General features: G+C 71.5%; 19 protein-coding genes, 1 tRNA gene and 1 pseudogene. 5 read left to right on the top strand and 16 right to left on the bottom strand.

Going from position 1 to position 20457, the window contains the following annotated elements; all coding sequences use genetic code 11:
* Positions 1-79 precede the first annotated feature (79 nt).
* From ACGFYU_RS14695 to ACGFYU_RS14635, 13 genes are all read right to left on the bottom strand, one after another.
* The gene (locus tag ACGFYU_RS14695) at positions 80-1246 is read right to left on the bottom strand and encodes a lipid-transfer protein (RefSeq protein WP_393827654.1); all 1167 of its coding nucleotides are present in this window, start codon (positions 1244-1246) and stop codon (positions 80-82) included.
* Positions 1243-1638, bottom strand: a complete 396-nt coding sequence (locus ACGFYU_RS14690; RefSeq protein ID WP_393827775.1) for a MaoC family dehydratase — start codon at positions 1636-1638, stop codon at positions 1243-1245. Before ACGFYU_RS14690 ends, ACGFYU_RS14695 begins: the two co-directional genes overlap by 4 nt.
* A gap of 15 nt (positions 1639-1653) precedes the next feature.
* Complete coding sequence (locus tag ACGFYU_RS14685) at positions 1654-2688, bottom strand: acyl-CoA dehydrogenase family protein (RefSeq protein WP_393827653.1); 1035 nt, start codon at positions 2686-2688, stop codon at positions 1654-1656.
* Positions 2688-3653, bottom strand: a complete 966-nt coding sequence (locus ACGFYU_RS14680) for a bifunctional MaoC family dehydratase N-terminal/OB-fold nucleic acid binding domain-containing protein (protein ID WP_393827652.1) — start codon at positions 3651-3653, stop codon at positions 2688-2690. Before ACGFYU_RS14680 ends, ACGFYU_RS14685 begins: the two co-directional genes overlap by 1 nt.
* Positions 3650-4816 carry an acyl-CoA dehydrogenase family protein gene (locus tag ACGFYU_RS14675; RefSeq protein WP_393827651.1) on the bottom strand — a complete coding sequence of 389 codons (1167 nt, stop codon included), beginning with the start codon at positions 4814-4816 and terminating at the stop codon, positions 3650-3652. The genes ACGFYU_RS14680 and ACGFYU_RS14675 overlap by 4 nt, the downstream gene beginning before the upstream one ends.
* 192 nt (positions 4817-5008) lie before the next feature.
* Entirely contained in the window at positions 5009-5320 is a 312-nt protein-coding gene (locus ACGFYU_RS14670; protein ID WP_393827650.1) for a hypothetical protein, read from the bottom strand.
* Positions 5321-5726: 406 nt separating this feature from the next.
* Positions 5727-6122, bottom strand: a complete 396-nt coding sequence (locus ACGFYU_RS14665) for a DUF6344 domain-containing protein (protein WP_393827649.1) — start codon at positions 6120-6122, stop codon at positions 5727-5729.
* Positions 6123-6311: 189 nt separating this feature from the next.
* A tRNA-Ser gene (locus tag ACGFYU_RS14660) sits at positions 6312-6396 on the bottom strand.
* Positions 6397-6446: 50 nt separating this feature from the next.
* Positions 6447-7400: a trypsin-like serine peptidase gene (locus ACGFYU_RS14655; RefSeq protein WP_393827648.1), complete on the bottom strand. Its 954-nt coding sequence runs from the start codon at positions 7398-7400 to the stop codon at positions 6447-6449.
* Positions 7401-7580: 180 nt separating this feature from the next.
* Entirely contained in the window at positions 7581-8627 is a 1047-nt protein-coding gene (locus tag ACGFYU_RS14650) for a YeiH family protein (protein ID WP_393827647.1), read from the bottom strand.
* Positions 8627-9175 carry a cysteine dioxygenase gene (locus ACGFYU_RS14645; RefSeq protein ID WP_393827646.1) on the bottom strand — a complete coding sequence of 183 codons (549 nt, stop codon included), beginning with the start codon at positions 9173-9175 and terminating at the stop codon, positions 8627-8629. Before ACGFYU_RS14645 ends, ACGFYU_RS14650 begins: the two co-directional genes overlap by 1 nt.
* 90 nt (positions 9176-9265) lie before the next feature.
* Positions 9266-10171, bottom strand: a complete 906-nt coding sequence (locus ACGFYU_RS14640; RefSeq protein WP_393827645.1) for a LysR family transcriptional regulator — start codon at positions 10169-10171, stop codon at positions 9266-9268.
* 79 nt (positions 10172-10250) lie between these two features.
* Positions 10251-11774, bottom strand: coding sequence for a S1C family serine protease (locus ACGFYU_RS14635; RefSeq protein WP_393827644.1), 1524 nt, complete (start codon positions 11772-11774; stop codon positions 10251-10253).
* A gap of 225 nt (positions 11775-11999) precedes the next feature.
* Here ACGFYU_RS14635 and ACGFYU_RS14630 point away from each other — a divergent pair, with 225 nt between their 5' ends.
* From ACGFYU_RS14630 to ACGFYU_RS14620, 3 genes and pseudogenes are all read left to right on the top strand, one after another.
* The gene (locus ACGFYU_RS14630; RefSeq protein ID WP_393827643.1) at positions 12000-12800 is read left to right on the top strand and encodes a glycerophosphodiester phosphodiesterase; all 801 of its coding nucleotides are present in this window, start codon (positions 12000-12002) and stop codon (positions 12798-12800) included.
* Positions 12801-12885: 85 nt separating this feature from the next.
* Positions 12886-13487: pseudogene (locus ACGFYU_RS14625) on the top strand (ATP-binding protein).
* Positions 13488-13659: 172 nt separating this feature from the next.
* Positions 13660-14634 (top strand): DUF5926 family protein, encoded by a 975-nt coding sequence (locus ACGFYU_RS14620; RefSeq protein WP_393827642.1) that lies wholly within the window; start codon positions 13660-13662, stop codon positions 14632-14634.
* Between the two features lie 179 nt (positions 14635-14813).
* Here the strand turns inward: ACGFYU_RS14620 and ACGFYU_RS14615 are convergent, their stop codons facing one another.
* Both ACGFYU_RS14615 and ACGFYU_RS14610 read right to left on the bottom strand, forming a co-directional pair.
* A complete protein-coding gene (locus ACGFYU_RS14615; RefSeq protein WP_393827641.1) occupies positions 14814-15389 on the bottom strand; it encodes a hypothetical protein in 576 nt (191 codons plus the stop codon).
* A 153-nt stretch (positions 15390-15542) separates the two neighbouring features.
* On the bottom strand, positions 15543-16262 hold the full coding sequence (locus ACGFYU_RS14610; protein ID WP_393827640.1) for a bifunctional DNA primase/polymerase: 720 nt from the start codon (positions 16260-16262) through the stop codon (positions 15543-15545).
* Between the two features lie 420 nt (positions 16263-16682).
* Here ACGFYU_RS14610 and ACGFYU_RS14605 point away from each other — a divergent pair, with 420 nt between their 5' ends.
* Positions 16683-18212 carry a PP2C family protein-serine/threonine phosphatase gene (locus tag ACGFYU_RS14605; RefSeq protein WP_393827639.1) on the top strand — a complete coding sequence of 510 codons (1530 nt, stop codon included), beginning with the start codon at positions 16683-16685 and terminating at the stop codon, positions 18210-18212.
* A 131-nt stretch (positions 18213-18343) separates the two neighbouring features.
* Positions 18344-19810, top strand: coding sequence for an aminopeptidase P family protein (locus ACGFYU_RS14600; protein ID WP_393827638.1), 1467 nt, complete (start codon positions 18344-18346; stop codon positions 19808-19810).
* A 72-nt stretch (positions 19811-19882) separates the two neighbouring features.
* Here the strand turns inward: ACGFYU_RS14600 and ACGFYU_RS14595 are convergent, their stop codons facing one another.
* Positions 19883-20326: an ATP-binding protein gene (locus ACGFYU_RS14595; RefSeq protein ID WP_393827637.1), complete on the bottom strand. Its 444-nt coding sequence runs from the start codon at positions 20324-20326 to the stop codon at positions 19883-19885.
* Positions 20327-20457: the final 131 nt, after the last annotated feature.

Raw genomic sequence — 20457 nt, 5'->3', positions numbered from 1 at the left:
GTTGTAGGGCCGGCAGGTGCTCCACCTCCTGAAGGTGGAGGAGAGGGAGCACCGGCGGCAGATGGATCTCATGTGGATCTCAGTGGTCGGCTCCGAGGATCAGCCCGGACGTCGGCACCCCGGTGCCTGCGGTGACCAGTACGTGCTCTGCCCCTGCGGCTTGGTTGACGGAAGTGCCGCGCAGCTGGCGGACGGCCTCGGCGATGCCGTTCATCCCGTGCAGGTACGCCTCCCCGAGCTGGCCGCCGTGGGTGTTGAGCGGCAGCGCGTCGGCGGCCACGAAATCGGCGGCCTCGCCCGGCTCGCAGAATCCGAACTCCTCCAGCTGCATGAGGACGAAGGGGGTGAAGTGGTCGTAGAGGATGCCGACGTCGATGTCGGAGGGCCGCAGCCCGCTGGTCCGCCACAGCTGGCGGGCGACCACGTCCATCTCCGGCAGCCCGGTGAGGTCGTCACGGTAGAAGGAGGTCATGCCTTCCTGGCGGCGGCCGGCGCCCTGGGCGGCCGCGGTGATCACGGCGGGCGAGTGCCGCAGGTCGCGCGCCCGCTCGGTCGTGGTGACGACGAGGGCCTGGCCTCCGTCGGTCTCCTGGCAGCAGTCGAGCAGCCGCAGAGGCTCCACGATCCAGCGCGAGGCGGCGTGGTCGGCGAGGGTGACGGGCTTGCCGTGGAAGTACGCGGCGGGGTTGTTCGCGGCGTGTCGGCGGTCCGTGACCGCGACGTGCCCGAAGGCCTCGGGGGTGAGGTTGTAGGTGTGCAGGTAGCGCTGGGCGGCCATGGCCACCCAGGAGGCGGGTGTCAGCAGCCCCCAGGGCAGCGACCAGCCGAGCGCCGCCCCCTCCGCCGAGGGCTCTCGCTGCTGCACGCCGGAGCCGAAGCGGCGCCCGGAGCGCTCGTTGAAGGCGCGGTAGCAGACCACGACCTCGGCGACCCCGGTGGCGACGGCGAGGGCGGCCTGCTGGACGGTGGCGCAGGCCGCGCCGCCGCCGTAGTGGATCCGGGAGAAGAAGGACAGGTCCCCGATGCCGGCGGCCTGGGCGACGGTGATCTCGGGGCTGGTGTCCATCGTGAAGGTGACCATGCCGTCGACGTCGGCGGGGGTGAGCCCGGCGTCGTCGAGGGCCGCGTGGACGGCCTCCACGGCGAGCTTGAGCTCGCTGCGGCCCGAGTCCTTGGAGAACTCGGTCGCGCCGATACCGACGATGGCGGCGCGACCGCCGAGTTCGTCCCGGTGGTGGACGCTCATGCCGCGCCTCCCTGGGCCAGGGTCACCGTGACCGTGCCGGTGACGTGGTGGCCGATGCCGTTGGCGCCGACGACGCGGATCTCGGCGGTGTCCCCGTCCAGGGCGGTGACGGTACCGGTGAGGGTCATGGTGTCGCCCGGATAGTTGGGGGCACCGAGACGGATGGCCACCTTGCGCAGAACGGCGTCGGGCCCGAGGTGGTCGGTGATGTAGCGGCCGACCAGACCGTTCGTGGTCAGGATGTTCATGAAGATGTCCGGGGAGCCCTTCTCGCTCGCGAGCGAGGCATCGTGGTGCACGTCCTGGTAGTCGCGGGAGGCGATCGCGCCCGCGACGATCAGGGTGCGGGTGACCGGGATCTCCAGCGGCGGCAGTTCCCCGCCGACTCTCAGCGCGCCGACCATGCCTCAGCCCTCCTGCGCCAGTACGGCGCCCAGTTCGGCCAACAGCTCGCTGCCGCAGCCCAGGTACGCGTCCAGCTGGCGCCCCCACAGGAAGTGCCGGTGGACGGGGTGATCGAGATCGGCGCCCATACCTCCGTGCAGGTGCTGGCCCGCGTGTACGACCCGTTTGCCCGCCTCCGAGGCCCACCAGGCGGCCGTCAGCGCGTGCTCGCGCGCCGGGAGCCCCTCGTCGATGCGCCAGGCCGCCTCGTAGGTCGTGACCCGGATCGCCTCGGTGTCCATGTACGCGTCCGCCGCGCGGAGCATGACGCCCTGGTTGGTCGAGAGGGGGCGGCCGAACTGCTCACGGGTGGAGGTGTACTCCACAGCCCGCGCGAGCGAGCCGGCGCAGACGCCCGCCTGCAGCCCGGCGAAGGCCGTGCGGGCGGCGGCGAGCGTGTCCTCGTACGCCTCCGGGCCCGCTCCGACGCGCTCCGCCTCGGCGCCGGCCAGGGTCAGCCGACCTGCCGACCAGGGTGCGGTGGTCTCCACCGGGGAGGTCAGTACGCCGGGTGCGTCGGTCCGTACGAGCCACAGGGCCCGGTCCGCGTCCGGGACCAGTACATGGGTGGCCTCGCGCAGCCAGGGCACGGCGGGGGCGGTGCCGGTGAGCCGGCCGTCCGGTGAGGCGGTGATCCGGCGGCCGCGGGCCGGGAAGGCTCCGGTGGCGACGGCCTCGCCCGTACCCAGGGCGGGCAGCAGGCGGGCGCGCTGGTCGGATGTGCCGTGCGCGGCAATCGGCAGCATCCCGTACGCGCAGGTGGCGGCGTAGGGGACCTGGGCTGTGGCACGGCCCTGTTCCTCCAGCAGCAGGACCAGGCCGAGCAGGCCGATGTCCGGGACGGCGGCGATCAGCCCGGAGGCGGCGAGGGCCTTCCAGAGCTCGGCGTCACTGCCGGTGCCCGCGGCGCCGAGGCGTTCGTGGGTGGCGAGGTCGCGGAAGATCTGGGCGGCGAGACCGGCCGCGGCGGCCTGTTCCTCGGTGGGGTGGAAGTCCATCAGGCCGCACTCCCGCGGAAGACGGGGAGTTCGAGTTCGTCGTCGACACACAGGAACTCCAGCTGGACGGGCAGGCCGATGCGCACCTTGTCGAACGGGACGCCGGTGATGTTGCTGATCATGCGGACGCCTTCGGCGAGCTCGACGAGCGCGACGGCGTAGGGAGGGTCGAAGGCCGGGAAGGGTGGGTGGTGCATGACGACGTAGCTGAAAACCGTGCCCGCTCCGGACGCCTCTACGGTGTCCCAGTCGGGGGAGCCGCAGGCGTTGCAGCCGGGGAGCCACGGGAAGCGGAGGGTGGCGCAGGCGGTGCAGCGCTGGATCAGCAGCTTGTGGTCGCGCACACCGTCCCAGAAGCCGTGGTTGTCGCGGTTGACCACCGGGCGGGGGCGCCGGGCCGCGGGCTTCTTCTCCCCCTTGGCTGCGGGGGTGAACTTGAGGATCCGGAAGCGGTGGGTCCCGGCGATCTCACCGTCGACCCGGACGTCCATGCGCGTGGTCACGAAGTGGCCGGTGCCCAGCTTGGTCGTCTTGCGGGGCGACACGGACTCGATGACGGCGTCGAAGGTGACCGCGTCGCCGGGGCGCAGCGGGCGCAGGTACTCCTGCTCGCAGTCGGTGGCGACGACGGAGGTGAAGCCCGCGCCGTCGAGGAGCGCGAAGAGCTCGTCGTAGGCGGAGGAGCGGTCCGTGTGGCCGGAGAGTCCGCCCATCGTCCAGGCCTGGAGCATGGTGGGCGGGGCGATGGCGTCCGGCCCGGTGTAGGCGGGGTTGGCATCGCCCATCGCCTCGCACCAGTGGCGGATCATCGGCTCGTTGACTGCGTCCTTTCCCCGGCCGGCGGTCGCGGCCGGCCGGCCCTCGAAGGCCGTCAGGAGTGCGTGGAACCCGGCCGCATCGTCGGGCCCGGTTGCCTCGGGCGCCTCGGCCGCCTGCCGGGTGGCCCCGGCCGCGTCTGCCGTCATCGCTTCCTTCCCTTCATGCCGAGCCGCATCATGGCGACGATCTCCCTCTGGACCTCGCTGACCCCGCCACCGAAGGTGTTGATCTGCGCGGCCCGGTTCATCCGCTCCAGTTCGCCGCCCTCGAAGGCTTCGGCCCCCGTCCCTCGGATCAGGGCCTGCTCGCCGACCACCTCCTGGCACATCCGGTACACCTCGACGGTGGATTCGGTGCCGAGGAACTTCACGCCGCTGGCGTCGCCGGGCGCCAGGGTGCCGCCGCCCACGTCCTGGACGAGGCGCCAGTTGAGGAGGCGTACGGCGGCCAGCCGTGCATGCGCCTCGGCGAGCCGGGACTGCACCCAGGGCAGGTCGGCGGGGCGCTCGCCGGTGTCCGGGTCGGGGGTGCGGGCGTGGGCGAGGGCGGCTTCGTAGAAGTCCTCGGCCTGCATTCCGATGGCGGCGAGGGCCACGCGCTCGTGGTTGAGCTGGTTGGTGATCAGCCCCCAGCCGCCGTGCTCGGGGCCGACGAGGTTGCCGGCGGGCACGCGGATGGAGTCGTAATACGTCGCTGTCGTGGTGAGGCCGCCGACGGTGTCGATCGGGGTCCAGGAGAAGCCCGGGGCGTCGGTGGGGACCAGGATGATCGATATGCCCTTGTGCTTGGGGGCCTCCGGGTCGGTGCGGCAGGCGAGCCAGATCCAGTCCGCGTTCTGGGCGTTGGAGGTGAAGATCTTCTGCCCGTCGATCACCCAGTCGCCGGTGCTCCCGCCCTCGCGGACGGCGCGGGTGCGCAGCGAGGCGAGGTCGGTGCCGGCCTCGGGTTCCGAGTAACCGATGGCGAAAACGATCTCACCCTTGAGGATCCGGGGCAGGAAGTAGTCCTTCTGCTCCTGGGTCCCGTACTTCATCAGGGTCGGGCCCACCGTGTTGAGCGTGACCATCGAGACGGGGGCGCCGGCCCGGTAGGCCTCGTCGAAGAAGACGAACTGCTCGTCGGGACCGCGGCCCTGGCCGCCGTACTCAACGGGCCAGCCGAGGCCGAGGAGTCCGTCGGCGCCTATGCGGCGCATTAGTTCGCGCTGGCGGACCGGGTCCTCGGGGACGCCGTCCGGCAGCAGTTCCTGGAAGTACTCCCGCAGTTCGGCGCGGAGCCGCAACTGGCCTTCGGTCGGGGCGAGGTGCACGGCGCTGGCCTCCCGGCATCACATCATCGAGTAAACCTGACTGTCCGTCAGATTCACCGGCGGTGTCAAGGTCGGGAAGGGCTCGGCCGGGCACAGGGTGGTGCCGGCATGCGCGAGGGCGCCTGCGCTACCGGACCCCAGCCGGTCCGGTCGCACAGGCGCCCTCAACAGTTCGGGCGGCTCAGGCCGCGCTTACCACCAGGGGTAGAAGTTGACCGCGACGCTCGAGTTGTCCTGGTCGATCGCGGTGAAGGCCGAGCCGTTCACCTGAGCGGTGTTGTTCTGGTTGGACGCGCCGGAGCCGGTGGCCACCTGCTGCGAGGTGGACGAGTTGCCGTGATTGTTCCCGCCCACACCACTGCCGATGATGCTGGCGACGCTCGCATTCGATCCGTCGTTCGCGAAGGAGCCGTTGTCTGCCGAGGCAACTCCGCCGAAGAGCGCGACGGCCAGGGGGAGTGCGGCGACGGCGGCGATGACGCGGGCGGTACGGATGCTTGCCATGTCTTTATCCTCCAGAAAACCGAAGTGGGACTTGCTCCAAGGCAGTTGGCCGACCGCCTCGGTCGTTCCGTGTGGTGACGACGTCGCGAGACCAGAGTTGCCCACCGAATCCCCGGCGAACCACCCCGGAGTCCCCGATTCCCCCGCAAGTATGACCAACATCGGATAAACCTCATTCGCGCCCCCGAAGCCCCAGCTCAGCACCCCCGAACCAGCTGAAACCCGCGCCCCACAAGGGATGAAGCGTTCCGCCAGATCGGCACCTCCGGACATGCCGAAAAGGGCCGCGCCGTCCGGGAACCCCACCGTCTCCCGGGCCTGCGGCCCTGCAGTACCAAGCTTCACGCCCCCTGCACGCCCCCGGCGTCCGCCGGGGCAATCCACCCGTGGCCCACTCCGGGGCTCCTCACGCGGCGAGCGCGAGCCCGTTCCGCGCGGCGCCGGCGGCGACTGCGGCGGTGGCTCCGACCGGGGCCGGCTCCCGTACGGCGGTTCGCGGTCCGGCACCCATGGCCGCGGCGGTGGTCGACCGGCGGACGGACGGGCTCTTGCCGTGCGCCTCGGCGCGGATCCGCTGCTTGATGGTCGGCGGGAGCGAACCGCCCCGCATCATCGCCCGCCAGGTCCGCCGGGGCGCGAAGGCCGGCCGGCGCACGGAGGCCGCAGGGGCCGGGACGGCGGAGGCACCGACGGAGGCGGCGGCAGGAGCGGCCTTCCCACCGAGACCGAGAGCGGCGAGCAGAGCCATGACTGCCGCGAGGACAGAGGTCCAGATCGAGGTGAGCGTGGTGCGCTGAGCCATGACGAATGCCTCGTTTCGCGATGTTCCGACGGGCGGATCTGAATACATTCGTCATGATGTATCCGCAACTGCACCGCTCCCACGACGCACGCCGATCTTCCGACAAACACCACTCGGATGAACCAACCACCCCGGACCGGATACGCGAGCGGCCCCTGACCGGAATACCGGTCAGGGGCCGTTCAACTGCGGTGGGTGTGGGATTTGAACCCACGGTGACTCGCGCCACGACGGTTTTCAAGACCGTTCCCTTAGGCCGCTCGGGCAACCCACCTGGCCGGTACAGAGTACCGGGCAGGCGGGGTCGGTGGGGCGGGTGTGGGGTCAGGCGGTCTGGGCCTTGTCGTAGGCCGCCTTCGCCTCGTTGCCGAAGTACGGGCCGTACATGCGGTTCGGCAGGAAGGTGTAGCCGAAGCTGTTCACCGAGACCTGGGTGCCGAGGCCGGTGGCCTCGTTGAAGTCCTGGAACCAGGGGCCGCCGCTGGAGCCGCCGGTCATGTTGCAGGCCAGGCTGTGGTCCTTGGTGAGCAGGAAGTCCTTGCCGCTGTTGCCGCTGCAGTAGACCAGCTTGGTCCCGTCGTACGGGGCCGCCGCGGGGAAGCCGAAGGAGTACATCTTCTTGTTGTAGCCGCCGTTGAAGAGGATGCCCTGGGCTCCGACGGCCTGGCTCAGCGTCTGGCCGTTCAGCGGGGCGACGACCGCGAGGCCGACGTCCATGTTCATGTCCTCGCTCGCGGCCCACTGGTCGGTGGCGAAGGTCTTGGTGGCCGACCACTGGCCGTAGGGCGCGTTGCCGTTGTTGTAGGCGGGGACGAAGACCCAGTTCGTGTGCCAGGCGCCCTGGTACTTCACGCAGTGGCCGGCCGTGATGACGGTGCTGCCGTTGGCGCTCGTGATCGAGTCGCCGGAGCAGGAGGCGGTCCGGTCTCCCATGGTGAAGAAGACCCGGCCGGAGGTCTTCACGACGGCTCCGCCGCCCGTCCAGGCGCCGCCTGCCTGCGGGAACGCCGTGGGGGAGGCGGCCGTGGAGGCCGTCGGGGGGATGCTGGTCGGCGCGGCCGGGGCGGCGGCCGGGGTCCGGGCCGTGCCGGGGGCCGCCGTGATGTCGAGCGGCGTGGCTTCCCGCATCCGCTCGGCGGTCCAGAAGCCCTGGGTGTGCTGCTGCCGGAAGGACGCGGGGGTGTCCGCCGCGCTCGAGGGGGTGGCCGCCGTCAGGACGCCCGTGATCAGGGCGCCTGCGGATAAGAGGGCCGACAAGGCTGTGCGATGACGATTCACGCATGACTCCTTCTGCCGTGCCCGGACCAGGGCAAGGTGGGGGGTGAAGAACGGTCGGTGCGGATCGGCTGTGCGGCTTGCCGGGGGCAGAGTGGCACGGCCGCGCGTCGATGTCAGCGGCCAGTCAGAACGTTCGGTCGGTTCCGGCCATGATTTGGCCAACTCCCTTCCGTGTGCGGCTCATACGGTGAGCAGTACGCCCGCGTACGAGACCCCCGCCACGACCACCCAGGCCCCGAGCCCGAGCGCCGAGGCCCGCCCGCCGGTGCGGGCCAGTGTCGGCAGGTGCACCGCGCTCCCGAGGCCGAAGAGGGCCGCCGCGAGCAGCGCCTCCTGTGCGGTGTGCGCCCATTCCAGCGCCACCTCGGGCAGTACGCCCGTGGCACGCAGCGCGGCCGCGGCCAGGAACCCGGCCACGAACAGCGGCACCGGTGCCGGGCGGCGTCCCGAGGGCGTGCGCACCCCGCGCCGCCGGGCCCGTACGGAGAAGGCGACCGCCGCGACCAGGGGTGCGAGCAGGGCCACCCGCATCAGCTTGACCAGAACCGCTTCGCCGAGCGCGTCCGGGCCCGCGGTCTGCGCGGTCGCCACCACCTGGCCGACATCGTGCACGCCGGCGCCGACCCACCGCCCGAAGGCCGGATCGGACAGCCCCAAAGGCCCCTGGAAGAGCGGGAGTACCGCGATGGCGAGCGTCCCGCACAGGGTGACCAGCGCCACCGAGGCGGCCACGTCCTCCTCGTCGCTGCCGGACACCTCGCTCACCGCGCCGATCGCCGAGGCCCCGCAGATCGAGTACCCGGTGGCGATCAACAGCGGCTGGTCGCCCGGCAGTCCGAGGCGGCGGCCCATCCACAGGGTGCCGAAGAAGGTGGCCACGACCACCCCGACCACCATGGCCACGGTCGCCCAGCCCAGTCGCAGGACCTGATCCAGCCCCAGTCCGAGCCCCAGCAGGACGATGCCGATCCGCATCAGCCGTCGGCCGGCCAGGGAAAGGCCCGGTCGCGCGGTTCCCCGTACGAAGGTCCGCAGGCCGGGGAGGTGTGCCACGGCGATGCCCAGCACCACCGACGCGGTCAGCATGGGAACGGCGGGCGCGACGCGGTGGATGCACCAGGCCGCCAGCGCGCCGCCCGCTGCCGCCGCCAACCCGGGCCAGGGAGTGGATGTTTCACGTGAAACATGCCGGCCCGCCGCACTGCGAGGGCGGTGGAGGAGGGCCATCAGTCGACAGGTTGGGTGTAGACGCGCCGGATGCTGGTGCCCAGCCGGGACACGTCCGCCCCGTACACGTGCACGGATATCGCCTTCGTACGACAGGAGTTGCGCACCTTGTGGATGTCACCGGGCGGCGCGAACCCGCAGACCTCGCCCTGGCCGTTGACCACGTCCTCGGTGGGCACCAGCCGGGCGGGGCCCGCGCCGGGCGCGAGCCGGTAGCGGCGCTCGCTCTCCTCCCCCTGGTGCACCCCCGCCACGCACCACGACACGTGGTCGTGGATACAGGTCTCCTGCCCGGGCAGCCATACCAGCGCCACCACCGAGAAGCTGCCGTCGGACTCGGCGTGCAGGATGTGCTGCCGGTACCGCTCCGGGTCACCCTCCTGCTGCGCGGCTGTCAGGAGGTCCGGTGCGCCCAGATGCGGGCCCAGCAGTTCACCCACCAGGTAGGCGGTCAGATCGGGGGCCAGCCCCCGATCCACAACCGTGCGGATCTCCCTGACGAGGGCGGCCATCCTCGTGGTCGTACGGGCCGGTGTCGTGGTGGTCATAACGGCAGCGTCCTGCCGTCATTCCATCACGTCCAACGACAGTTATGACCCGAAATCCCAAGCACCGCTTATGGATTGGCCACGGGGCGGTCAGCAGCCCACCCGGTTCGCCGCCACCCGCTTCAGCGCATCGAGCACCACGGCCGTCGCCGGGATCCGTAGGTGATCGCGGTAGACGTAGGCGGCGATGTGGCGGCGGGCGGCGGGTTGCAGAGCCCGCCCGCAGACCCGGGTCAGCGAGAGGGAGGGCAGCACCAGTGCGGGCATCATCGCCACGCCCAGGCCCTGGGCGACCAGGCTCTGCACCACCAGATTGTCGTCGGTGGCGAAGCGGATGTCGGGGACGAAGCCCAGCTCAGCGCACTCGTGCAGCAGGTTGGCCCGGCAGCGCGGACAGCCCGCGATCCAGCGCTCCTCGGCGAGGTCCGCCAGGTGCACGGCGCGGCGCCGGGCCAGTGGGTGCCCGGTCGGGAGCAGGACCGTCAGCTGGTCCTCCAGCAGCCTGACCTCGGCGACTTCCTCGGGAATCTCCTCGTGGAGCCCGGGATAGGTGAAGGCCAGGGTGATGTCGCACTCCCCTCGCTCCAGCCGGCGCAGGGAATCCGGGGGCTCTCCCTCCAGCAGCTCGACCTGGATGCCCGGATGGTCCTTGGCCAGGCCGCTCAGGGCCTCGGGGACGAGGGTGACATTGGCGCTGGGGAAGCCGCACAGCCGGACCCGGCCGGTGCGCAGCCGTGCGTAGGCCTTCAGCTGGGCCTCGGCGGCGGAGAGACTGCCGAGGATGGTTTCGGAGTGCCGGAAGAGGGACTCCCCGGCCTCGGTGGGCTGCATCTTTCTGCCCACACGGGTGAACAGCGGGGTTCCGACGGCGCGTTCGAGCGCCTTCATCTGCTGGGTGATCGCGGGCTGGGTGTACCCGAGCATGCGGGCGGCCGCCGAGTAGGACCCGGAGGCGACCACCGCGTGGAAGGTCCGTATGTGCCGGGAATCGAACACCCGTGAAGCATAAGCGGACGTTGGGAGGGGCCGTAGGCGGAATCCCGCCCACGGCCCCTCACCATCAAGACACCGGCTGCTACTTGTCGCCGATCCGCGAGCCGAGGGTGATGTCGACCGTGGTCGGCTTGCCGCCGCGCAGGTAGGTCAGCGGGACGGTGTCGCCCGGCTTGTAGGTCCAGATCAGGCTGATCAGGGTCGGGCCGCTGTCGACCGGCTTGCCGCCGAACTCGGTGATGACGTCGCCGGGCTTGAGGCCCGCCTTGCCGGCCGGGCCGTTCGGGTCGACCAGGTCGTTGGCGGGCGCGCCCTGCTCGGAGATCTTGGCGCCCTCGGCCTTGGCCTGGAGGTCCACGGAGACCGAGATGACCGGGTACACCGGCTTGCCCGTCTTGATCAGCTGCTCGGCGACGTTCTTCGCCTGGTTGATCGGGATGGCGAAGCCGAGGCCGATCGAACCGGCCTGGCCGCCGCCGAAGCCGCCGTTGCCGGCCGACTGGATCGCCGAGTTGATGCCGATGACGGCCCCGCGCCCGTCGAGCAGCGGGCCGCCGGAGTTGCCCGGATTGATCGAGGCGTCCGTCTGGAGCGCGCTCATGTACGAGTTCTTGCCGCCGGAGCCGTCGCCGGAGGCGACCGGGCGGTTCTTCGCGCTGACGATGCCGGTGGTGACCGTGTTGGACAGGCCGAAGGGAGCGCCGATCGCGATGGTCGGGTCGCCGACCGCGACCTTCTCGGAGTCGCCGAGCGGCAGCGGCTTGAGGCCGGCCGGCGGGTTCTTCAGCTTCAGTACGGCGACGTCGTAGCCCTGGGCGCGGCCCACCACCTCGGCCTCGTACTTCTTGCCGTCGGAGAAGGTGGCGGTGAGCTTGCCGCCGTTGGCGGCGGAGGCCACGACGTGGTTGTTGGTGAGGATGTGGCCCTGCTGGTCGTAGACGAACCCGGTGCCGGTGCCGCCCTCGCCGTCGCCGGCCGAGGCCTCGATGGTGACCACGCTGGGCAGTGCGCCCGCGGCCAGGCCGGCGATGGAGCCGGCCTCGCGCTTGAGCTCCTTGGGGGTGTTGCCCGCGCTGATCGTGGTCGAGCCGGTGCCGTTGTTGCTGCGGTCGGCGGCCCAGTAGCCGACGCCGCCGCCGATGCCGCCCGCGATGAGGGCCGCCACGAGCACGCCCGCGATGAGGCCGCCCTTGCCCTTCGGCTTGGGCTGCGGGACGCCGGTCGCGGTCAGGGGAGTACCCCAGGCACCACCACCGTGGCCGCCGCCGGCGCCGTACGCGGGCACCGTGGGCGGCGGGGGCGGCCAGCCCTCGGCTCCGTGGGCGGCCGGGGCGGGAGCGGCCGGAGCCGGAGCCGCGGCCGGGGGCTCCGGGGTGGGCGGGATCTGCTGGGTCGGTTCGGTGCCGGGGGCGGGCGTCGGCGGGAGCTGCTGGGTCACCGGCTCGGCGGCTCCGTCCGCGGGCGCGGGCTCCGGCGCCGGCGCGGCCGGGGCCTGAGCGGCGGCGGGCGCCGGGGCCTGGGGTGCGTCGGCCGGCTGCGGAGCAGGGGGTGCGGACGGGGCCGCGGGGGTTGCGGGGGCCGCGGTGCCCTCGTTCTCGGTGCTCACAGCGCTCTCTCCTCGTCACACACGGCTTCGGAAATCTCTGGCGATCGGTCCGGCTGAACGTTCGACGTGCCGCACAAGTTCCTGGGCAAAGCCTTTCCCATCACCCGTCAGAGCACTGTAAGCCGGACCTGTGCATCTCCCGTCATTCTTTATATCCGACATTTCGGACACATCCGCAGGAGGCGGCCTCGACGCCGAGGGGCCTCTCGGTGGCACCATGACCCGGTGACCCACGCAACGCCGCGCCCCATCCAGGTCGTCGCCCACCGCGGCGCCTCGGAGGATGCCCCCGAGCACACCCTGGCCGCCTACCGGAAGGCCATCGAGGACGGCGCCGACGCCCTCGAGTGCGACGTCCGGCTCACCGCCGACGGCCATCTGGTCCTGGTCCACGACCGCCGGGTGAACCGCACCTCCAACGGCCGCGGCGCCGTCTCCGCCCTGGAGCTCGCCGATCTCGCCGCCCTCGACTTCGGCTCCTGGAAGGACCGCGAGGAGTCCCCCGACTGGGACGCGGACCCCGAGCGGACCTCCGTCCTCACCCTGGAGCGCCTGCTGGAGCTGGTCTCCGACGCCGGGCGGCCGGTGCAGCTCGCCATCGAGACGAAGCACCCGACCCGCTGGGCCGGACAGGTGGAGGAACGCCTCCTCTTCCTCCTCAAGCGCTTCGGCCTCGACGCCCCGCCCGCCGAGGGCCCGCACCCCGTGCGGGTGATGAGCTTCTCCGCACGCTCCCTGCACCGGGTACGGGCGGCAGCCCCGACGATCCCGACCGTGTACCTCATGCAGTTCATCTCGCCCCGGATGCGCGACGGCCGGCTGCCCGCGGGGGTCCGGATCGCCGGTCCCGGGATGCGGATCGTGCGCAACCACCCCGGCTTCATCCGCAAGCTCCAGGCCGCGGGCCACTCCGTACACGTATGGACAGTGGACGATCCGGAAGACGTTCAGCTGTGCGCTGATCTCGGCGTGGAAGCAATCATCACGAACAGACCCCGTCAGGTTCTGTCCCAACTGGGGCGCTGACGCCCCCTTTTGCGCACCCCTCACCCACACCCCACCCGTCACAGGGTGTGCCCCGGCGCATCCGCTCCGCATTCGGCCGTCGCCAATGCGTCCAAGGGCTCCGCTTCGGCGGTTTCCGGTCCAGGCCATTGGGGCATCCAGACCATGCGTGGGGCTAAGGAGGTTCCGGGGGTGGCGTTGGTGGTGGCACAGGAAGTGCCCACGTCGTCGTGCATGGACGTACGCCATGGTCCTGCGGGCGTGGGCGAGGCGAGACACCGGATGCGCGAGCAATTGCGGATCAGCGGGGTTTCCGAATCGGTCGTGGACGATGCCGTACTGATCCTTTCCGAACTGCTCAGCAACGCCTGCCGACACGGCAGGCCACTGGGCACCAGGGAAGTCGGGGACGGGGAGATACGCGCCGCTTGGCGCGTCGACAATGCCGGGCGGCTGACGGTCGAGGTCACGGACGGGGGCGGGCCCACTCGCCCTGTTCCCGCGACGCCCTCGGTCACCGCACGCGGCGGCCGGGGGCTGAACATCATCAGCGCCCTGGCTCAGGACTGGGGTGTCCGGGATGGTGCGTCAGGCGAGGTCACCGTCTGGGTGATCGTCGCAGGTGGGGCCCGGCACGAGGATTTCGCTACGCGCGTTGCGCCCCCGGCGATCGACTTCGGTACGGCCTTCGACGATCTGGATCCGTGAATCCGGGATCCCCGACAACAGCACACAGCATGACCGGTCATCCGTACGAGCGGCCGTCCGGGAGCGCACGCCGACCGTGCTCCCGGCCGCACCCCACCGGTTCAGGCGGTACGAACGGCTAGGCTCGCGCCCAGACACGACGCCGTACCGCCGCAACCGGGAGACACGCACGATGGCCAAGAAGCGCCCCGCAGCCAAGACTGCAAAGCCGCAGCTCAAGAACGGTGAGATCCCGGTGGTGGGCGCCCGCGAGCCCTGCCCCTGCGGATCCGGGCGCCGTTACAAGGCCTGCCACGGCGCGGCCGCGGCGCACGCCGCCACCGAGCACGTGCAGCGCCCCTTCGAGGGCCTGCCCGGCGAGTGCGACTGGGTCGCGCTGCGCGAGCTCGTGCCCGCGGCCACGGTCCCCCTGACCCTCAAGGGCGGCCTGCCGGAGGGCGTCCCCTCCGTCACGCTGGTCACCGTGCTCCCCATGGCCTGGCCGGCGCTGCGCCGCGAGGACGGATCCGTCCTGCTCGGTCTGCAGAACGAGTCCTCCACCGGGGACCTCGGCCGCGACATGGCCGACACCCTGGAGCGTGCCCTCGTAGCGGAGCCTGGCACTCCTCTTCCGGCCCGCCGAGTTCCGGTCGAGGGGCCGCGACTTCAGGATCTCCTGGATGCCGACGGCGGTTTCGAGCCTGTTGTGCACAGCGGCTTCGAATTCTGGATTCCGGAAGCGGAGAGCGCCCAGAGCGCCTCCCCGGAGATCGCCGCCTCCCTCGAGCGCGCCAACGCGGCAGCCATCCCGACCGTCAAGCTGGCCGGCGTGGACGCGGCCTACTGGTGCGAGACGCCGGAGAAGAACCACCTGCGCTGGGTCATGCCGCACCCCGAGGAGAAGCTGCTCGACGCCCTCGCTCGGCTGCACGCGGCGGGCACGTCCTCGCTCGGCGAGGGCACGAAGCTCGTCGGTTCCTTCCGCGCGCACGGCCTCATGGTCCCGGTCTGGGACCTGCCCACCGGGGTCACGGCCGACGATGTCGAGAAGCCCGCCGCGGAGTTCGCGGAGCGGCTGGCCGGGGCTCTGGCCTCGGACGCACCGCTGACCACGGAGGAGCGCCGGGCGCGCGGCGGACTCACCAACCGCCAGGTGACCCTCAGCTGACCTGCGCCTCGCGCAGAGCCGGTGACAGGAGTCACAACTCCCGCTAATCGTCTGCAAATCGGTGTCTGAATATCAGAGATCGAATTTGCGAACAGGCGATCTCTTGTTACCGTTCTTGTAGCCCGGTCGCTGGTGCATCCCCCGTCGCCAGCGACCGGGCCCTTCCATTTCGGCGGTGCTCAACCGTCGCCCGGTGCCGGTGAGTTGCTCCCGGACCGCAGCAGCAGCTGCCCTTCGTCATCCGGAACTGCAAACTCCGCAACTGCCGAGTAGCTGTCCGGAGCCCCGGTCGACTCCTCGCGCGGCGTCTCGCACAGCCCCGGCTCGTCGCCCGGACCGACCGCGCAGCGGATCTGCACCGTCCGCCCGGCCGGCCCCATCACCGTCAGCACGGCGTCCAGCGCGCGCCCACTGGTGTTCCGGTAGTAACTCCGGCCCCACGTCCGGCCTTCGGCCACCAGGACGCAGGTCTGCGCCTCCACTCCGTGCGGCGAGGACACCTCGGGTCCGCAGGTGGAATCCGTACGCGGCTGCTCGGGCGGACCGGGCTGCTGGGGCCCGGCCGCCGCGGCCGGCGAGCGCGCGGGCTTCTCCGGGCCGGTGGGCGAAGAGTCCGAAAGCCCGAGCGCCGAGAACAGGCCGCCGCCTTTTCCGTCATCCTGACCGGCGAAATCCGGCCCGGCGATCGCTCCGGCCAGGGGGAGCGACAAGATGATCAGCACACCGGCGCCGATACCGATCAGGCGGAGATTCATTCGCCGAAGATAGCGATGCGGGAATGGGGCGCGGAGATCCCCGCGCCCAATTCCCTTGGAAACCCGTCCCGCTGGCACCCGTACGAGTGATCTGCCGGTGGCGGGTGGGTCAGTACGGGAGCTCGGGTGGATCAGTAAGCGAGCTCGGGTGGATCAGTACGCGAGCCTGCTGCCGCCGCCGGGCGCGCCGCTGCTCGCCTCGACCAGCGCGTCCACGACCGCCTCGACCTCGGGCAGCCACAGCCGTGCCGCGCCGGACCGCCCCGGCCCCGGCCGCGGTTCCCGCTCCCAGCGCACCTGGCCGCCGCTGGACGCGGCGGAGGGCGGCAGCAACAGATAGCCGCCCTCACCGTGGAAGCGCAGCGACGAGGGCACCTGGTCCTTGGCGTAGAGGAGTTCGCCGAGCCGCTCCAGCGAATACGGCGCCACCAGCAGTGACCAGCGGGTGGGCGAGGCCACGACCGGCCCGAGCCGCATGCCCTGCGCGTCCAGTCGTACGAGGGCCCGCGCGGCGGCACCGGCCGGGAGGCTCACCGCGCACGGGGCGGTCCCGCCGGTGGCCATCAGGACGGGGGCGGTGGGCCGGTTGGTCCACCACCAGGTCACCATCCGGGGGTCGGTGGTGGCCGCGAGCAGTCCGGGGTCGAAGGGGTGGGCGCCGGGGACGACGCAGTCGGGGTCGGGGCAGGCGCACCGCGAGCCGTCCGCGGCGGACCGGCCGACGCCGGGCAACACGGGCCACTGCCAGACGGTGGCGCAGGTGAGCGCCGCGTCGAGGAGAGCCGGCGTGGCGCCGCTCTGTCCCGGGGCGGGGCGCAGGGATTGAAAGCGATCGCGGAGCCGCTGGAGACGCCTTCCGAGGATCTCGCGCATGAGCGCTCGTTCCTTTCCGTTGAACGCCGAGGGCCACATCACACCACGTAAGCGGTGTCTCACCACACGTACACGTTTCGCGTCACTGTCCGCTATAAGCAGGTTCACACGGTTCGTGCAGTTTTCTTACGGGTCCATCAAACGTCCGGCGGGGGCGAAGCGCGACCCGCACCGGTGCCCAGACCGGCTGCCGCCGCTAAGGACGACGGCCCGCGCCGGACGGTTCCCGGGGCGGGGCAGGGGCCGGGCAAGGGTGGGGCCAACTGGCCCCGGGCACTACCGATTACGTACCCGAACCCCTTGTGGAGCCCGTCCAGTCGACCTCAAAAACCGTCGGCTTCCAGCTTTTTCCGGCCAAGTTCTAGCCTTGGCCGGACCGTGAGTTGCCGCCCCACGGACACCAGGATTCCCACCTGGGCAATGCTGGACATGCATCCATGTGTGCGTGTAGATGTGGATTCCTTGATGGCGGCGCAGCACGATCTGGGGGTTTGCGATGCTATATGGCGAATCGCACCAGGTGGAAAGGCGGACGCCATGAGCGCTCCGCATCTGCCGAAAGTGGCTGGAATCGATCCAACAGTTCCGGCGTCACCGCACACTGTGGCGCCCACGCCCGCACGGACTGCTCCCGCCCCGGCCCCCGCACCCGGCCCGGGCAGTCTCATCCAGGACCGGCTCGCGGGCATGGTCTCGGACCTCACCACCCTCCACGAACTCACCGAGCGGCTGGCCCGCACCGGCGACCTCGACTCCTCCCTCCACGAATTCCTCCGTGCCGGCGCGGCCCTCGTCGGAGCCCGCCGCGGCCTGATCGTCCTCGAGCCCTCGGACGGGCTCGGCCCCACCAGCACCATCGGCCTCGGCCTCGGCCACGCCGACCTCGGGCACATCGAGACCGTGCCGCGCAGCGCGACCTCGTACGGCCGCATCCTCGACGGGCTGCCCGATGCCCAAGGCGGCTCCGAGGTACTGCCCGAACCGGACGCCCCCGTCGGCACAGGCGGGTTCGCCGCCCCCGTCGATCCCCGCCACCGCGAGGTCGCCGCCCGTCTCGGCTACGCCGCCAGCTACGCGCTGCCGCTGACCGCGGAGGCCACCGGCCGACTCGGCGCCGCCGTCTGGCTCTACGACGAGCAGGCCGAGCCGAACGACCGCCAGCGCGACCTCGTCGGCCTGTACGTACGGCACGGCGCCGAGCACCTGGCCCGGATGCTGGAGGTGGAGCGCTCCCGCTCGCGCCTGGCCACCGTCGCCGAGGAACTGCTGCCCAGCCGGCTCCCCCGGGTCCCCGGGGTGCAGCTGGCCGCCCGCCACCACACGGGACCGCTGGGCGGGGGCGACTGGTACGACGCCCTGCCGCTGCCCGAGGGCGCCCTGGGACTGGCCGTCGGCTCCGTCACCGGCTCCGGGCCCAGTGCCGTCGCCGCCATGGGCCGCCTGCGCGCCTCCCTGCGCGCCTATGCCGTCATGGAGGGCGAGGACCCCGTCGCCGTCCTGTCCGACCTGGAGCTGCTGCTGCGCCTCACCGAGCCGGCGCGCTCGGCCACCGCGCTCTTCGCCTACTGCGAGCCCGCCCAGCGCAAGATCATCCTGGCCGGGGCGGGTCACACCCCGCCGCTGCTGATCGGCGAGCGGCGCACCGAGTACGTGGAGACCTCGCTCTCCGCGCCGCTGGGGATGCTGTCCTGCTGGGAGGCACCGAGCGTGGAGCTCGAGCCCGCATCCGGAGAAACGGTGCTGCTGTACACCGACGGGCTGCTGCGCCGTACCGGCGACCCGATGGACCGGGCCTACGCCCGGCTGCACGCGGCGGCCGCGGGGGTGCCCCGTACCGCCCGGGAGGACCCGGCCGCCCTCTGCGACCACATCCTGCGGACCGTGCTGCCCGAGGGGGAGCCGGCCGACCTCCCCGAGGACATCGTGCTGCTCGCCGCCCGGTTCGACTGATCTGTCATTGCTTGTGGTGTTTGTCGCTGTTTGTGTGATAGGGCACACGGCCCGCCGGGGGCTGTCCGGTCGCACATACGATGGATGAGGTCCACACCCAGGTCCGTGTCTGTCGTAGCTGAGGAGAAGACGTGGCTGACGAGCTCACCCCGGAGACCCCGGAAGAAGAGCAGCCCAAGAAGACGCACAAGCAGCGCAAGAACGGGCTGTACCCGGGCGTCAGCGACGAGCTCGCCGAGAACATGCGCTCCGGCTGGGCGGACACCGAACTGCACGGACTGGAGCCCATCGCCCAGGCCTCGCACACCGCCGCCCGCCGCGCCGCGCTGTCCGCGCGCTTCCCCGGCGAGCGCCTCGTCGTCCCCGCGGGCCGCCTGAAGACCCGCTCGAACGACACCGAGTACCCCTTCCGCGCCTCCACCGAGTACGCGTACCTCACCGGTGACCAGACCGAGAACGGCGTCCTGGTCCTGGAGCCCACCGGGGAGACCGGCCACAGCGCCACCATCTACCTGCTGCCGCGCTCCAACCGCGAGAACGGCGAGTTCTGGCTGTCCGGCCAGGGCGAGCTGTGGGTCGGCCGCCGCCACTCCCTCGCCGAGGCCGAGCAGCTGCTGGGCATCCCCGCCAAGGACGTCCGCGAGCTCGCCGAGTCCCTGACCGAGGCCGAGGGTCCGGTGCGGAACGTCCGCGGCCACGACCCGGTCATCGAGGCCGCCCTCACCGACAAGGTGACCAAGGAGCGCGACGAGGAACTGCGCGTCTACCTCTCCGAGGCCCGCGCCGTGAAGGACGACTTCGAGATCGGTGAGCTGCAGAAGGCCGTCGACTCCACCGTCCGCGGCTTCGAGGACGTCGTGAAGGTCCTCGACAAGGCCGAGGCCACCTCCGAGCGCTACATCGAGGGCACCTTCTTCCTGCGCGCCCGCGTCGAGGGCAACGACGTCGGCTACGGCTCGATCTGCGCCGCCGGCCCGCACGCCTGCACCCTGCACTGGGTCCGCAACGACGGCGACGTCCGCTCCGGCGACCTGCTGCTGCTCGACGCCGGCGTGGAGACCCATGCCCTCTACACCGCCGACGTCACGCGCACGCTGCCGATCAACGGCACGTACACCGACATCCAGCGCAAGATCTACGACGCGGTCTACGAGTCCCAGGAAGCCGGCATCGCAGCCGTCAAGCCGGGGGCGAAGTTCCGCGACTTCCACGACGCCTCCCAGCACGTGCTGGCCGAGAAGCTCGTCGAGTGGGGCCTGCTGGAGGGCCCGGTCGAGCGCGTCCTGGAGCTCGGCCTGCAGCGCCGCTGGACCCTGCACGGCACGGGCCACATGCTCGGCATGGACGTCCACGACTGCGCCGCCGCGCGCACCGAGGCGTACGTCGACGGCACGCTGGAGCCGGGCATGTGCCTCACCGTCGAGCCGGGTCTGTACTTCCAGGCCGACGACCTGACCGTGCCCGAGGAGTACCGCGGCATCGGCGTCCGTATCGAGGACGACATCCTGGTCACCGAGGACGGCAACCGGAACCTGTCGGCCGGGCTGCCCCGCACCTCGGTCGAGGTCGAGGCCTGGATGGCGCGCCTCAAGGGCTGACACAGGGCCGACCGCACGGATCATGCGTGACGAGGGCGGGCTTCCCGGTACGGGGGCCCGCCCTCGGCGTTCCTACGACACCTTCAGCAGCGCGTCGTCACGCCACTTCAGCACCTTGTCGAAGCTCACCACGGCGCCGCGGCCCGGCCTGTTGCGGAAGCGGACGTGATCGGCGAGTTCCGCGATCAGGTGCAGGCCCCGGCCGTGCTCCGCAAGCGAGGGTCTGAGGCGGGCCACCGTCGCGGGCGGGAACCCCGGACCCGAATCGGTCACCTCGATGCGGCAGCAGTCCCCGTCCAGATAGGCCGTGACGTGGTACGCCTCGGCCTCGTCCGGGATGCCGTCGCCCCCGCCGTGCTCCACCGCGTTCGCGCACGCCTCGCTCAGGGCCACCGAGAGGTCGAAGGAGATGTCCGGGTCCACCCCCGCGGTCTCCATCGTCCCCAGCAGCAGTCGCCTGGCGAGCGGCACGCTCGCGGCTTCGCGCCTCAAGTGGAGAGACCACCAGATGCTCATACGGTTACCTATTGCCGCCCGCGGGGGGCCGTAAGCGCCCCGGCGGCCGTGGGAGCCCTCATTGCCCTCGTTCGGCCGATGCGACTCTCCCGGGCACCGGTGTATGCGGGCCGGCAGATCGCTGCGGGTGC

This window comes from Streptomyces sp. NPDC048337 (assembly GCF_043201175.1).
GTDB lineage: Bacteria > Actinomycetota > Actinomycetes > Streptomycetales > Streptomycetaceae > Streptomyces.
This window is presented reverse-complemented; position numbering and strand designations above follow the sequence as displayed.